General features: G+C 59.9%; 12 protein-coding genes. 7 read left to right on the top strand and 5 right to left on the bottom strand.

Annotated features, from left to right (window positions below):
- Genes ribD through V9G17_16715 form a run of 5 tightly spaced genes read right to left on the bottom strand, consistent with a single transcriptional unit; the run spans nt 1 to nt 7705 of the window.
- Nucleotides 1-1128, bottom strand: coding sequence for a bifunctional diaminohydroxyphosphoribosylaminopyrimidine deaminase/5-amino-6-(5-phosphoribosylamino)uracil reductase RibD (gene ribD, locus V9G17_16735; protein ID MEI2754242.1), 1128 nt, complete (start codon nt 1126-1128; stop codon nt 1-3).
- The gene (gene ppdK, locus V9G17_16730; protein MEI2754241.1) at nt 1125-4016 is read right to left on the bottom strand and encodes a pyruvate, phosphate dikinase; all 2892 of its coding nucleotides are present in this window, start codon (nt 4014-4016) and stop codon (nt 1125-1127) included. The genes ribD and ppdK overlap by 4 nt, the downstream gene beginning before the upstream one ends.
- Nucleotides 4017-4041: 25 nt before the next feature.
- Nucleotides 4042-4560, bottom strand: coding sequence for a hypothetical protein (locus V9G17_16725; GenBank protein ID MEI2754240.1), 519 nt, complete (start codon nt 4558-4560; stop codon nt 4042-4044).
- A 14-nt stretch (nt 4561-4574) separates the two neighbouring features.
- Complete coding sequence (gene glyS, locus V9G17_16720; protein ID MEI2754239.1) at nt 4575-6746, bottom strand: glycine--tRNA ligase subunit beta; 2172 nt, start codon at nt 6744-6746, stop codon at nt 4575-4577.
- A gap of 38 nt (nt 6747-6784) precedes the next feature.
- Nucleotides 6785-7705, bottom strand: a complete 921-nt coding sequence (locus tag V9G17_16715) for a glycine--tRNA ligase subunit alpha (protein ID MEI2754238.1) — start codon at nt 7703-7705, stop codon at nt 6785-6787.
- Between the two features lie 215 nt (nt 7706-7920).
- Here V9G17_16715 and V9G17_16710 point away from each other — a divergent pair, with 215 nt between their 5' ends.
- From V9G17_16710 to V9G17_16680, 7 genes are all read left to right on the top strand, one after another.
- Nucleotides 7921-8139 carry an addiction module protein gene (locus tag V9G17_16710; GenBank protein MEI2754237.1) on the top strand — a complete coding sequence of 73 codons (219 nt, stop codon included), beginning with the start codon at nt 7921-7923 and terminating at the stop codon, nt 8137-8139.
- Entirely contained in the window at nt 8136-8438 is a 303-nt protein-coding gene (locus V9G17_16705; GenBank protein ID MEI2754236.1) for a type II toxin-antitoxin system RelE/ParE family toxin, read from the top strand. Before V9G17_16710 ends, V9G17_16705 begins: the two co-directional genes overlap by 4 nt.
- Nucleotides 8439-8817: 379 nt before the next feature.
- Entirely contained in the window at nt 8818-9243 is a 426-nt protein-coding gene (locus tag V9G17_16700; GenBank protein MEI2754235.1) for an Rrf2 family transcriptional regulator, read from the top strand.
- A gap of 22 nt (nt 9244-9265) precedes the next feature.
- Nucleotides 9266-10321, top strand: a complete 1056-nt coding sequence (locus tag V9G17_16695; protein MEI2754234.1) for a sulfate ABC transporter substrate-binding protein — start codon at nt 9266-9268, stop codon at nt 10319-10321.
- 16 nt (nt 10322-10337) lie between these two features.
- The gene (cysT, locus tag V9G17_16690) at nt 10338-11219 is read left to right on the top strand and encodes a sulfate ABC transporter permease subunit CysT (GenBank protein MEI2754233.1); all 882 of its coding nucleotides are present in this window, start codon (nt 10338-10340) and stop codon (nt 11217-11219) included.
- Between the two features lie 48 nt (nt 11220-11267).
- Nucleotides 11268-12077, top strand: a complete 810-nt coding sequence (locus V9G17_16685; protein MEI2754232.1) for a sulfate ABC transporter permease subunit — start codon at nt 11268-11270, stop codon at nt 12075-12077.
- 4 nt (nt 12078-12081) lie between these two features.
- Complete coding sequence (locus V9G17_16680; protein ID MEI2754231.1) at nt 12082-13179, top strand: ABC transporter ATP-binding protein; 1098 nt, start codon at nt 12082-12084, stop codon at nt 13177-13179.
- Nucleotides 13180-13247: the final 68 nt, after the last annotated feature.

Genomic DNA, 13247 nt, shown 5'->3' with positions numbered 1-13247 from the left:
CTACTGAGTCGTGAAATCTGCCTGTATCAACATATCACGCCCCACCGGCTCGATGCGCACATTCTTCAGCGCCACGGCACTCCGGAGCCGGCGCGGGGACCGTCCGCCGAGGATCCCTTTTGCATCCTGCCCACCGAGTAAGAGCGGGGCGATATACCACATCAATCGTTGAGGCAATCCGGCCCGCAACACGGCCGCGTTCACCTCGCCGCCGCCTTCGACTAGGACCGTCGTGACGCCAAGTTGGCCGAGGCGCGTCCACAAGACCGGTAACTTCACATGACGACCGGCCTTCGGCAAAACCAACACATCGATGCCCATCCCCCTCATGCGCTCAATTTTACGCACAGACGCGGCTGCAGTCGTGGCGATCAATGTATGAGCGATCTGCTGGTCCTGCAGCACCTTGGCCTTGAGGGGAATCCGCAATCGACTATCGAGCACAATACGCAATGGCTGCCGCGGAGCCAGCCGCGGCAGGTCGTCGGTCACCCTCGCGGTCAACTGCGGGTTGTCGCGCAACACCGTGCCGATCCCCACCAAAATCGCATCCACACCAGCGCGTAACCGATGGGCCTGCTGTCTGGCAGCTTCATCCGTAATCCATTGAGATTCGCCGCCCGCAGTGGCAATCTGCCCGTCCAGCGTCATCCCCGCTTTCAGGGTCGTAAACGGACGACCGGTCTGCACCCAATGGAGATAGGCTTCATTCAGCTGCCTCGATTCGGTTTCGCCGCAGCCGACATCGACACGAATCCCTGCCCGCGTCAGCTGCGCAACCCCATTGCCCTTCACCTGCGGGTTGGGATCGACCATGGCCACCACGACGCGACGGACTCCGGAGGCAATGACCAGAGGAACACAAGGTGGGGTGCGTTTGTTGAGATGACTGCAGGGCTCGAGGGTGACGTAGAGGGTCCCGCCTCTCGCCCGTGTGCCGGCCTGGCTGAGGGCGATGACTTCGGCATGTGGGCCGCCCGCCTTGCGGTGGGCCCCCTGACCGACGATCCGGCCGCCGGCCACCACCACGGCGCCGACCATAGGATTCGGGCTGGTGGAACCCCGGCCCTTCGCCGCGAGGCGAAGCGCCAGGGTCATATAGTCACGATCGCGGGAAGACGACCTCACCGCTTCGTACGCTTGGGGCGACGGACCACGCGCTTGGCGACAAGTCGCTTCTTCGCCGGCGCAGGCGTCGCAGCCTTCTTGGCCGGCTTGGATTTCACGGCCTGCTTGATGCTCGATTGAACCTTCTTTGGCTTTGGCTTTGGCTTCGGCTTCGGCTTCGGCTTCGGCTTCGATTTCGCCTTTTCCGCCTCGGCCTCCGTCAGCGCCGACTGCGCCGCAGCCAATCGCGCAATGCCGACCCGGTAGGGTGAGCAACTCACATAGTCCAGGCCCAATTGATGACAGAATTCCACGGAGCTGGGATCGCCGCCATGCTCTCCGCAAATGCCCAACTTAATCGTCGGTCGGGTCTTGCGGCCACCGGCAATGGCCGTGCGCATGAGTGAGCCCACGCCTTCCCGGTCCAGCACCGCAAACGGATCGCTCTCGAGAATATTGGCCGTCTTATAGAAATCGATGAACTTCGCGGCATCATCGCGGGAGAACCCGAACGTGGTCTGCGTCAGATCGTTCGTCCCGAAGGAGAAGAACTCGGCCTCCTCCGCGATACGATCGGCGGTCACAGCGGCACGCGGCAACTCGATCATGGTACCGACCAGGTACGACAGCTTTACGCCGTATCGCTTCATCGTGTCCGTGGCCACTTCACGGACGAGATCCTTCTGCGCCTTCATCTCCGAGACCATACCGACCAACGGAATCATGATCTCCGGCACGATCTTCGTACCTTCTTTGGCCAGTTCACAGGCCGCTTCGATGATCGCGCGCGCCTGCATCTTGGTAATTTCCGGCATCGTAATCCCGAGACGGCATCCGCGCAGACCCAGCATGGGATTGAATTCGTGCAACTCTTCCACGCGAGCCAGCAACCGTTTCTTTTCCTCCAGCACCGTCGGCGCGCCACTCGTGAGTTCGAGCTGAGCGATTTCGACCATGAGATCTTCACGCTTCGGCAGGAATTCGTGCAGCGGCGGATCGAGCAGCCGGATCGTCACCGGAAACCCCTTCATCTCGCGATAGAGACCGATAAAATCCTGCTTCTGCAGCGGCAAGAGCTGATCCAGGTACATTTCCCGCTCTTCGCGTTTCCTGGCCAGAATCATCTTCTGCATGATCTGGATGCGGTCTTCGGCGAAAAACATATGTTCCGTCCGGCAGAGGCCGATGCCTTCAGCGCCGAAACTTCGCGCGATGCGGGCCTGATCCGGCACATCCGCATTCGCCCGGACCTTCAGCTTGCGCACACCGTCGGCCCACTTCAGCACCGACTCGAACATTTGGTATTTCTCGGACGCCGAGGCTTCCATTTTGCCCTGCAGCACTTGAATCACTTCCGATTCCACAACGGGAATGTCGCCGCCATACACGTTGCCGGTCGAGCCGTTGACCGACAGATATTCGCCCTCGCGAAACACCTGGGTTCCGATGCGCACCGATTGACTATCCAGCACCTCGATCGCTTCACAACCGGCCACGCAGACTTTCCCCATCTGCCGGGCCACAACGGCTGCGTGGGACGTCATGCCGCCGCGCGCCGTCAAAAAGCCCAACGCAGCGTTCATGCCGTGAATGTCGTCCGGGCTGGTCTCCTGCCGGACAAGGACCACGCGATCGCCCGAGGCTTTCATCTCCACCGCACGATCCGCCGTCAACGCAAGTTTTCCGGCGGCGGCGCCGGGACCGGCGGGCAACCCTTTGCCGAGTGGCGTGCAGCGTGATTCTTCCTTCGCGTCGAAAATCGGATAGAGATACTGCGCCAATTGATCGGGTCCGATGCGCTGGAGCGCCTCTTTTTTAGTAATGAGGCCTTCCTTCACCATATCCACCGCAATCCGGACAGCCGCCACACCCGTGCGTTTCCCGACGCGGGTCTGCAGCATATAGAGCTTGCCCTCCTGGATGGTGAACTCCAGGTCAAGCATGTCGCGGTAATGGCGCTCGAGCTTTTTGTAGGTCGTTTCGAGATCCTTGTAGGCTTGCGGCATGAACTTTTCGAGTTCGTTGACGGGCAGCGGCGTACGGATACCGGCCACCACATCCTCGCCCTGCGCGTTCGTCAGACACTCGCCGAAGAAGTTCCGCTGTCCGGTCGCGGGATCACGCGTAAACGCCACGCCGGTGCCGCTGGTTTCGCCCATGTTGCCGAACACCATGGCCACCACGTTGACCGCGGTACCCCAGGTTTCTGGAATATTGTAGAGCCGTCGATAGGTCACCGCCCGGGCTCCGTACCAGGAGGAAAACACGGCGTTGATCGCCATGCGCAGTTGCTCGAGCGGATCATCGGGGAAATCCCGTTTGGTCTCTTCCTTCACCAGCTCCTTAAAGCTGACGACGAGTTCACTGAGCGCCTTGGCATCGAGGTGCGTGTCCTGCGTGACACCGAGATCGCGTTTCTTATGTTTGAGGATGTCCTCGAAATGCTCGCGATTGACCCCCATCACGATGCTGCCGAACATGCCGATGAAACGGCGGTAGCTGTCCTGCGCAAACCGCTCGTTCTTCGTCTTGAGGGCCAGACCGTGCACGGTCTCGGTGGTCAGGCCGACGTTCAACACGGTATCCATCATGCCAGGCATCGACGCGCGGGCGCCTGAGCGCACGGAGACCAATAACGGATTGTCCGGATCGCCGAACCCGGCCTTCATCGACCGCTCGATCCGCTTGAGGGCATGCAGCGCTTCGTCCATCATGCCCGGAGGATAAGCCTTGCCGCGTTTGTAATATTCGACGCAGGCTTCGGTAGAGATCGTAAAACCGGGAGGAACGGACACTTTGAGGTTTGTCATCTCGGCCAGCCCGGCACCTTTGCCGCCGAGGAGTTCCTTCATGCTGCCGGTGCCTTCGGCTTTCCCATCTCCGAAATAATAGACGTATTTCTTGGCCACGCGACGCTCTCCTTGTGCTATGAGGTCAATGAGTCGGAACCGAATGGCGGGCGGCGGCTTCCAATCGCAGGCGATAGCGGTTCACAACGTGCCTGGTCACACGAATGCCGCACACGATGATCCCCACCACGAACGCGCCGACCGCAAAAAGCCGGTAGTCCACGAACGGTCCATAATCGAAATAAAACTTCCCGTCTGCGCCCTGCTTGAGTTGTGCGTCTTTTTGAAACGTATGGGTTTTCCCGGTCGGATCGGCAAGGTTGAGCCACTCCGAACAGAACTGCACCGGGTTCTCCGAACCGGGAACGTGCTGGTAGGCCAGCCGCAAGCAAATGTCTTGTCTGGAGTCATAGATATCCGGTGTCCGCACCAGCCGTTCGAAGTTGACGCCGGTCACCCAGATGCCGAAGAGGAACACCGCGTTGCACACCACCATCATGACGACGCTGATGCCGGACGCAAACCGCCGGACCTTGCTCGCCCTCAGTTGGGCCGCGGCACTCGCCTCGGGTGACTCAGGAAGGGTCTCTGACGTAGAGTCCACACGTTCACCATCCGCTACGTCCCTTGTACCATAATCTGGGAGAAATCAGCGAATGACATGAACAAATCATCGACGCTCTTCAACAGGGACAGCCGGTTTCCGCGCACCGCCGGATCGTCGGCGTTCACCATCACCGCGTTGAAAAAGTCGTCGATCGGACCCTTCATTCGAACCAACACATCGAGCGCCTGCCCGTACTGCCCGTCGCGCATCGCCGCCGCATACTCCTGCTGACTGCTCTGCACGGTCTGATGCAAGGCAGACTCCGCACCCTCCCGGAAGAGACCGGACTCGACCGGCTTGCGATCCCACTGTTCCTTCTCGGTCAACCGGTGAGCGCGTTTGAACCCCACGATCAGAGGGTCAAACTCCGCCCGCACGGTGATCTGCTGCAACGCCTTCATCCTATCGAAGAGGTCCGTCAGGTCGATGGCCTGGCGATCCGCCGACTTCAAGACGGCGTCCATCACATCGTCTCGCAACTGATGCGCGCTCTTGCCGTAGAAACGGACCCGCTCGAACAGAAAACCAATGACATCGGGAGCGCCTTTGCCCGACTGGGGCGCCGCCACCACATGCTGACCACTCAGCACGTCCTGCGCCGCCCGCACGGCTTGGGCGAGATCCAGCCGCAACTGCCCCTCGATCACAATACGCACAATGGCCGTGGCATGGCGTCTGAGGGCAAAGGGATCTTCGGACCCGCTCGGGACCAAGCCCACGAGGAAAAATCCCGCGATGCTGTCCAACCGGTCCGCCAAAGACAGCACTTTCCCCGCAAGCGATTCGGGCAACTCCCCTTCCATGGCGCGCGGCATGTACTGCTCACGGATCGCGGCGCTGACCACCGGGGATTCGCCGTCGTGTTTGGCATACTCCCCGCCCATTAGGCCCTGGAGGGTCGGAAACTCTCCGACGATGCCGGTCAACAGGTCGGCCTTGCTGAGTTCCGCCGCACGCCGGCTCTCCTGAACCAGTCGGTCATCGCCGAGTTGTCCGGCCACATGCGCAGCCATCGCAACGACACGCTGCGTTTTCTGATGCAGGCTGCCGAGCTTCTGGTGGAACGTTACCGCCAGCTGCTTCGGCACGCGATCGATCAACGAGGTCTTGCGATCTTCATCGAAGAAGAACTTGGCATCGGCCAACCGCGCCGCCAGGACCCGTTCGTTGCCTTCACGGATCAGCTGCATGTTCGACAATTTCATGTTCGTGACGGCAAGGAAGTTCGGCAGCAGCCCGCCCTTCTGGTCGACCAGTGAGAAATACCCCTGATGCTCCTTCATGGAGGTCATGAGAATTTCTTTCGGCAGCGAAAGATAATGCGGCTTGAAAGAACCCAGAATCGTCAGCGGAGACTCCACCATATATACGGCCTGCTCAAGCAAATCGTCGTCCTGGTGCAGATGGCCGCGAGCCGACTTGGCGAGCGAGGCCAGCTGGTCGAGGATCATGGCACGCCGTCGCTCCTGATCCACGATTACCCCGTGCCGTTCGGTCTCTTTCAGATAGTGCGCAATCGACGTCACCGCGAAGCCCTTCGGGCTGGACACCTTGGCACCCAGTACCCGATGGCCGTGACTCAGATTGCCGGCCTTGATCGTGGCAAAGTGAATCGGCAACACCTTCCCGCCGCACAACGCCACCAACCAGCGGACTGGTCTAGCGAAACGCACCCCGGTCTGGTTCCAATGCATGGCTTTCGGAAACGACAGTTTGCCCAGCAACTGCGGCAAAGCTTGCAGCAGGACCGCCGCCACCGGCTGTCCCTTTTCCTGCTTCACCGCAAAGAGATACTCGCCCTTGGGCGTCTGCCGCACTTGTAAGTCTTCAACCGGAATACCCTGTCCCGCGGCAAAACCGACGGCCGCTCGCGTGGGCTGCCCATTCTGATCAAACGCGACCGACTTGGAGGGCCCCATCGCTTCTTTGACCGCCGACGCCTGTTGCCGTGACAGGCCTTCGATCAACAGCACCAGTCGCCGCGGAGTGCCCATCGTACGGACGGTGCCATAGGTGAGGCGTAAGTCTTTCAACAGAGTCTCGGCCGATTGCTGCAGCACACGCATGGCCGGAGCGACAAACTGATAGGGTAATTCCTCTGTCCCGATTTCCAACAGGAGTTCGGTCGTCGCCGGAGCCTTGGGGGCTTTGGCAACCTTGGAGCGTGAGGCAGTTTTCGTCATGGTCTTTTTCGTCGGCATCGTCAGATACTGCCTGCGGATTACTTGGTTGGAACGGGTGAATGGGCGCCGGCGCGCTTGCCGGTCTCGGCCGATTGCTTAATCAAGGGATGTCCCATCGCTTCGCGATCGGCCAGATACGATTCCGCGCAACGACGGGCCAGCGCCCGCACACGAGCGATATAGGAGGTCCGTTCGGTGACACTGATCGCGCCTCGCGCGTCGAGCAAATTGAACATGTGCGATGTCTTGATGCAGTAGTCGTAGGCCGGCAGCGTCAGTTTCTTGTCCAGCAGCCGCTGGCACTCGCCTTCGAAGGCCTGGAAGGTGGCCATGAGCATGGGCACCTCTCCCTCCTCGAAGTTGTACCGCGAGAACTCGACCTCGCTGCGATGATGCACATCGCCGTAAGTCACGCCGTCAGTCCACTGAAGGTCGTAGACGTTATCCACCTGCTGCAAATACATCGCAATACGTTCGGTGCCATAGGTGATTTCGCCGGTAATCGGATTGAGCGGAATCCCGCCGATTTCCTGGAAGTACGTAAACTGCGTAATCTCCATGCCATCGAGCCGGACTTCCCATCCCAACCCCCAGGCGCCAAGCGTGGGGGACTCCCAGTCGTCCTGCACAAACCGGATGTCGTGTTTTTTGGGATCGATCCCCAGCTGTTTCAGACTCTCCAGATAGAGCCCCTGGATATTATCGGGGGCCGGTTTCAAGACCACCTGATACTGGTAGTAGTGCTGCATACGGTTGGGATTTTCGCCGTATCGACCGTCGGTCGGCCGGCGGCAGGCTTGCGGATAGGCGGCACGCCAGGGCTCCGGACCGAGCGAACGGAGAAACGTGGCGGGATGGAATGTGCCCGCGCCCATTTCCAAATCATAGGGTTGGTGGATGACACATCCACGGTCGGCCCAAAAACGATGGAGGGTCAAAATAAGGTCTTGGAAATTCACCGGGTATCCAGATCTAGCAGCAGGCTGCTGGTGGTGGCTGATGAAAATCAGGCTGAAGCTAGCAAGAACGGTTACAGGGTGTCAAGAAACAGAACCTCCGATTTCAATGGGTTGCATAATGGTCAATCGAACCGCTGGCTCGCTCGCCGAGGCCGATCACCAGGGACGATAGGTAAAGGGATTTGAATCTGTTTGGGGCTGAGGTATACTGACTTATGTCGTTCAACCTCCCGCTTAAAGCCATGAGCCTTCAAGAGAAGCTTGCTGCGATGGAGTCTCTGTGGGAAGACCTCGCCCGTACCCCAGAGGCTATTGAGTCTCCTGCCTGGCACAAGGACATCCTTGATGAACGCCGCCAGCGGCTCGCCGAGGGACAATCTCGATTCATTGATTGGGAGACAGCCAAAGCGGACATCCGAAACAAGCTCTCGTGAGAATCGAGCTTCTGGACGAAGCCCAGGATGATTTGATCCAGGGTTTCCACTTTTATGAAGGCCGGGAAGCCGGTCTTGGGACCTACTTCCTAGACTGCTTGTTCTCAGACATTGATTCCCTTCCCGTTTACGCCGGAATTCATCAAGTCATCTACGGTCATCGCCGTTGCCTCTCCAAGCGCTTCCCCTTTGCAATCTATTACAGTGTGGAGGGAAATACGGTGCTTCGTGTGCATGCCGTATTGGATTGCCGCAGGAATCCGTTATGGATCAGGAAACGGTTGAAGGGAGATGGTTAACCAGTCGTTCCAGCCGACCCCCTGAAGCGGCGGCTGAGCTGCGTCGTTGGGACTGATGAAGAAATCAGTTCTCTGCTCACTGACATGTCCGCGCGATTCTGGGTAGTCCGATTCCACGCCAACTCCGCGCTTCCCACCTCGTAAGATTCTGGTTCAATTGATCGGTCAGTGTACGCCGGGCTTCGACCGGGCGCCGCAGAAGATTCACCAATGTATTCTTGGATCGCTCCGACTCGCCTCGTGCTGCAACGATCGGCTGTTTTTCATCCTGGACTAAATGGCCAAGCCGAGAGACTTCGCCACAAGGCGCTTGAATCAGGATATCCGCAAGGTTTATTCTGCAAAATCTTGAGCAACTCACTAGACAACCACCTAGACCATGAAGTTCTCCAAGAAAAGTGAATATGGCCTCCGGGCCCTGATTGAACTCTGCGAGACGTATGGCGGTCGCGTCCTTCAGCGTCACGAAATCGCAGAGCGGCAGAATATTCCGGTGGAATTCCTGGAGCAGATTCTCCTCGCGTTGAAACGCGCCGGCTTGCTGGCCAGCCGTCGGGGCATCCGGGGCGGCTATTCCCTCATCAAGTCGCCCGAAGAAATCACGCTGGGTCAAGTGATCCGAATTCTGGATGGCCCCCTGGCTCCCATCAGCTGCGTCAGCAAGACCGCCTACCAAAAGTGCGCGGACTGCCCCTACGCGGCCAAACCCTCCTGCCCGCTCCAACAGGCCATGGGAGAAGTGCGGGATGCCATTGCAAACATTCTCGACCATTACACATTAAGCCGATTCGCCCATTCGCAATAGATCGAAGGAGCCGGAACCTACTATGACTCGTCAGACGCGTACCATGCTAAGCCTTGCAGTCGGCGCCTGGGTGACCCTGGTGATCGTGGCACTCACGCCGGTGCAGGCTGCCGAAACTCGCGACCTCATCCTGGCCGCCTACAGCGTGCCGAAGGAAGCCTATGAACGACACATCATCCCGGCCTTTCAACGACATTGGAAACAAAAAACCGGGCAGGACGTGCGCGTGCGCAGCTCCTATGGCGCATCGGGCGCCCAGGCCCGCGCGATCCTCGGAGGATTCGATGCCGATGTCGCCGTGCTCTCGGTGGAAGGCGACGTGGATCAGATCGTCAAAGCCGGGCTCATCACGCACGATTGGAGAAAGGCGCCCCACGGAGGCATGATCTCCGCATCGGTCGTGGCCCTCGGCGTACGCAAGGGCAATCCCAAAGGCATCAAGGGATGGGAGGATACCGCGCGCCCCGGCGTGGAGGTGCTCTACCCAAATCCAAAAACCTCCGGCGGCGCGATGTGGGATGTGATCGCAATTTATGGCGCCGGACTGAAACTGGCGGAGCAGCGCGCGGGTGGAAAGCCACTCGCCCCGGATGCGGCGGCCTCACAGGCTGTGGACTTACTCACCCGTGTCCAGCGCAACGTCAAGGTCATGGACAAGAGCGGCCGGGAATCGGTGACCACGTTCGAACGCGGCGTCGGCGATGTCATCGTGACCTACGAAAATGAATTGCTGCCGCGCGTGAAGAGCGGGCGGCCCTATGAAATCATCATACCGGACGAAACCGTGTGGATCGAAAACCCGGCTACCGTCGTCGACACCTATGCCGACCGCCATAAAACCAAGGATCTCGCAGACGCGTTCGTCGCGTTTCTCCACGGGCCGGAGGCGCAGGCCGCCTTTATTGAATTGGGCTTTCGCCCGTTGGACAAGAGTGCCGGGCCCCCGACCGCCTCGCTCCCGCAACCCGCACGACTCTTCACCATTGCAGAGCTGGGCGGCTGGGATCAGGTGAGCAACAAGCTGTTTGGGCCCCAGGGGCTCTGGACGAAGATCGTCGAACACGTGGCAACAAAGTAGCGCGCACAAGGATCGCATGACGTCACATCTCTTGCTCAGTCTCGCCTTGCGATCCGCCGCGGTCGGCTATGTGCTGATCCTGATCTTTCTCCCCCTCGCGGCGCTGGCGCATCAATCGTTCGCGGCCGGATGGGACCGGTTCATCCAGGATCTGTCGGCACCTCAAGCCGCCGCCGCCTTGTGGTTGACCGTGGAAACCGCCGCCATTGCGACTGCCATCAATGCCCTCTTCGGCACCCTGTCGGCACTGGTATTGGTGCGCTACGAATTCCCAGGCCGATGGCTCCTCAACGCGCTGGTGGATTTGCCCTTCGCCATACCGACGCTGGTGGCCGGCCTCATGATTGCCGCAATCTATGGCCCGACCAGCCTGCTGGGCACCTGGCTCCAACAGGGCGGGATGGCGGTGCTCTACAACCAGCCCGGCATCATCCTGGCCATGGTGTTTGTCACCATGCCATTCGTCATCCGCTCGCTCCAGCCGGTCTTGATGGGCCTCGAACGCGATCAGGAAGAAGCGGCCTTTACCCTGGGGGCCAGCCCCTGGACCACCTTCTGGAAGGTCACGGTCCCGTCGATCCTGCCCGGCCTGCTGACCGGTGTCTTCCTCACGTTCGTGCGAGCGCTCGGCGAATTTGGCTCCATCGTGATTGTGGCGGGCAATATTCCGATGAAGACGCAGGTGGCATCGGTGTATGTCTACGGAGAAATTGAGAGTTACAACCCCCAGGCGGCGACGTCCGTCTCCGTGTTGATTCTCCTGATTTCGTTTCTCGTGCTCTTGCTGTTGGAGCGGTTAACCCGGCGTCCGGGAGAACGGCTGCCGAGGTTGTTCCAATGGGCGCAGCGGAAGGATGGGCGTGGCTCTGATTCCGCAGTGCCGGCGGCAACCGTCTGAAACAATGGGGCCGGCAAGGCGTGAATCGGTGGTGATGGGAGTGTGTGCATGCGTTGGCTGTTGATCGGGATCGTCTGGCTCTATTTTCTCGGCCTGTTGGTCGGACCGATCCTCTACATGGCAAGCCAGAGCTTCAGCGAAGGCCTGACGGCATTCTGGACTGAAATTTCGAGGCCGGAAGCGTTGCACGGCTTCACCCTCACGGCAGAGATCACCCTGATCGTGTTGGTGCTGAACGTGATCTTCGGCACCATGACGGCGATGGTGCTGGCGAGGCAGAAGTTTTGGGGCCGCAGCCTGGTCAGCGGCGTCATCGACCTGCCGTTTGCAGTCTCCCCCGTCATTGCAGGCTTCATGCTGATTTTGCTGTTCGGCCCGGACACTGTGTTGGGCGCGTTTTTCGGCCAGGCACAGGTCAAGATCCTGTTTGCCCTGCCGGCCATGATTCTGGCGACGCTGTTCGTCACCTTTCCATTTATGGTGCGTGAGCTGACGCCGTTGCTGCAAACACTGGGCACGGAAGAAGAGGAAGCTGCGAGAACCTTGGGCGCCGGCGAATGGCAGGTGTTTCTCAAGGTTACCCTACCGGCCCTCCGATGGGGCCTGGTCTACGGAGCGACCCTGACGGTGGCCCGCGCCATCGGCGAATTCGGGGCCGTCCTCGTGGTCTCCGGGAATATTCTCCTCCTCACGCAAACCGCCACGTTGCACATCTATCAAAGCTACGTCGATTTCAACTATGTGGCGGCCAACGCCGTTGCGCTGACGCTGTTGGCGGTCTCCTTTGCCATCTTGATCGTGCTGGAGATCGCCAAGGCGCGCGCGGACACGACGGTAGCGGAAGCGGGAGCGCAGTAAGCCAGTGAAGATTGAAGTACGCGGACTCACGAAGACGTTCGGTTCGGCCACGGCAGTAGGGGGAGTCTCATTCGTCGTCAACGAAGGAGAACTACTCGGCCTCCTGGGCCCGAGCGGCAGCGGCAAAACAACCGTGCTGCGATTGATCGCCGGCCTGGAGGCGCCGACCGCCGGCGATATCTTCATCGACGGCAAGCGGGTAAACGACCTGACCGTGCAGGAACGCAATATCGGCTTCGTCTTCCAACATTACGCCCTGTTCAAACACCTCACCGTCTTCGACAACATCGCCTTCGGTCTCAAGGTCAAGAAGTGGACCCGGCGGGACAGCGAGCAGCGCGTCACGGAACTGCTCGCACTCATGAGCCTCGAAGGACTGGGGGGACGCTACCCGCACCAATTGTCCGGCGGACAACGGCAACGTGTCGCCATCGCCCGCGCCTTGGCCCCGCGTCCGTCGGTCTTGCTGATGGACGAGCCGTTCGGCGCCGTCGATGCGAAGGTGCGGCAGGAATTGCGCGAGTGGCTGATCCGCCTGCATACGGATCTGAACGTCACCAGTCTGTTTGTCACGCACGATCAGGAAGAAGCGATGGAAGTGTCCGGCCGCATCATCGTCTTCTCGAAGGGCAAGCTAGAGCAAGCCGGCTCTCCCGCCGATGTCTATGAAGAACCGGCGACCGAGTTCGTGGCGCGATTCATCGGTTCGATGAATATTGTGGCCGGCGTCGTGCGGCGCGGGCAGGTGCAGGTTGGGTCGCTCGAATTTCCCGCCTCCGGCTTTTCTGAGGGGCAGACACTGCAAGTGGGGTTTCGTCCCTACTACGTCAAGGTGGCGGAAGATCCCGCGCGTTATCGCCAGCAGGCGAAACTCCGACACATCTATTTCCTCGGCGTGGCCTACCGGCTCGAAATTGAAACCCCGGATGGACTCATCCTACGCTCCCGCATGAACAAAGAAGAATTCCGGCGCTGCCACTTCACCGTGGGCCAGGCCGTGTCCTTCGCCGTCACCCATTTCCGCATTCTTCCTCAAGAGGGTACGGCCGCATCTCTGGGAGCAGAGGGCGGAAAACCGATCACCGGTCCCCTGACGCCGTAGCACCACCCCAATTACCTGCCCGCGCGAACACCTGACCATCAAACCATGAGCGGATGTGGGCCCTGCGC

The organism is Nitrospira sp., assembly GCA_037045225.1.
Taxonomy (GTDB): Bacteria; Nitrospirota; Nitrospiria; order Nitrospirales; family Nitrospiraceae; genus Nitrospira_A.
The sequence above is the reverse complement of the archived record's forward strand: the minus strand, read 5'-3'. Positions and strand labels throughout refer to the sequence as shown.

What these genes read in the sequence shown, in the direction of transcription:
- glyS (MEI2754239.1), bottom strand. Translation starts at nt 6,746, where the DNA reads ATGACGAAAACTGCCTCACGCTCCAAGGTTGCCAAAGCCCCCAAGGCT.
- V9G17_16710 (MEI2754237.1), top strand. Translation starts at nt 7,921, where the DNA reads ATGTCGTTCAACCTCCCGCTTAAAGCCATGAGCCTTCAAGAGAAGCTT.
- V9G17_16700 (MEI2754235.1), top strand. Translation starts at nt 8,818, where the DNA reads ATGAAGTTCTCCAAGAAAAGTGAATATGGCCTCCGGGCCCTGATTGAA.
- V9G17_16695 (MEI2754234.1), top strand. Translation starts at nt 9,266, where the DNA reads ATGACTCGTCAGACGCGTACCATGCTAAGCCTTGCAGTCGGCGCCTGG.
- cysT (MEI2754233.1), top strand. Translation starts at nt 10,338, where the DNA reads ATGACGTCACATCTCTTGCTCAGTCTCGCCTTGCGATCCGCCGCGGTC.
- V9G17_16685 (MEI2754232.1), top strand. Translation starts at nt 11,268, where the DNA reads ATGCGTTGGCTGTTGATCGGGATCGTCTGGCTCTATTTTCTCGGCCTG.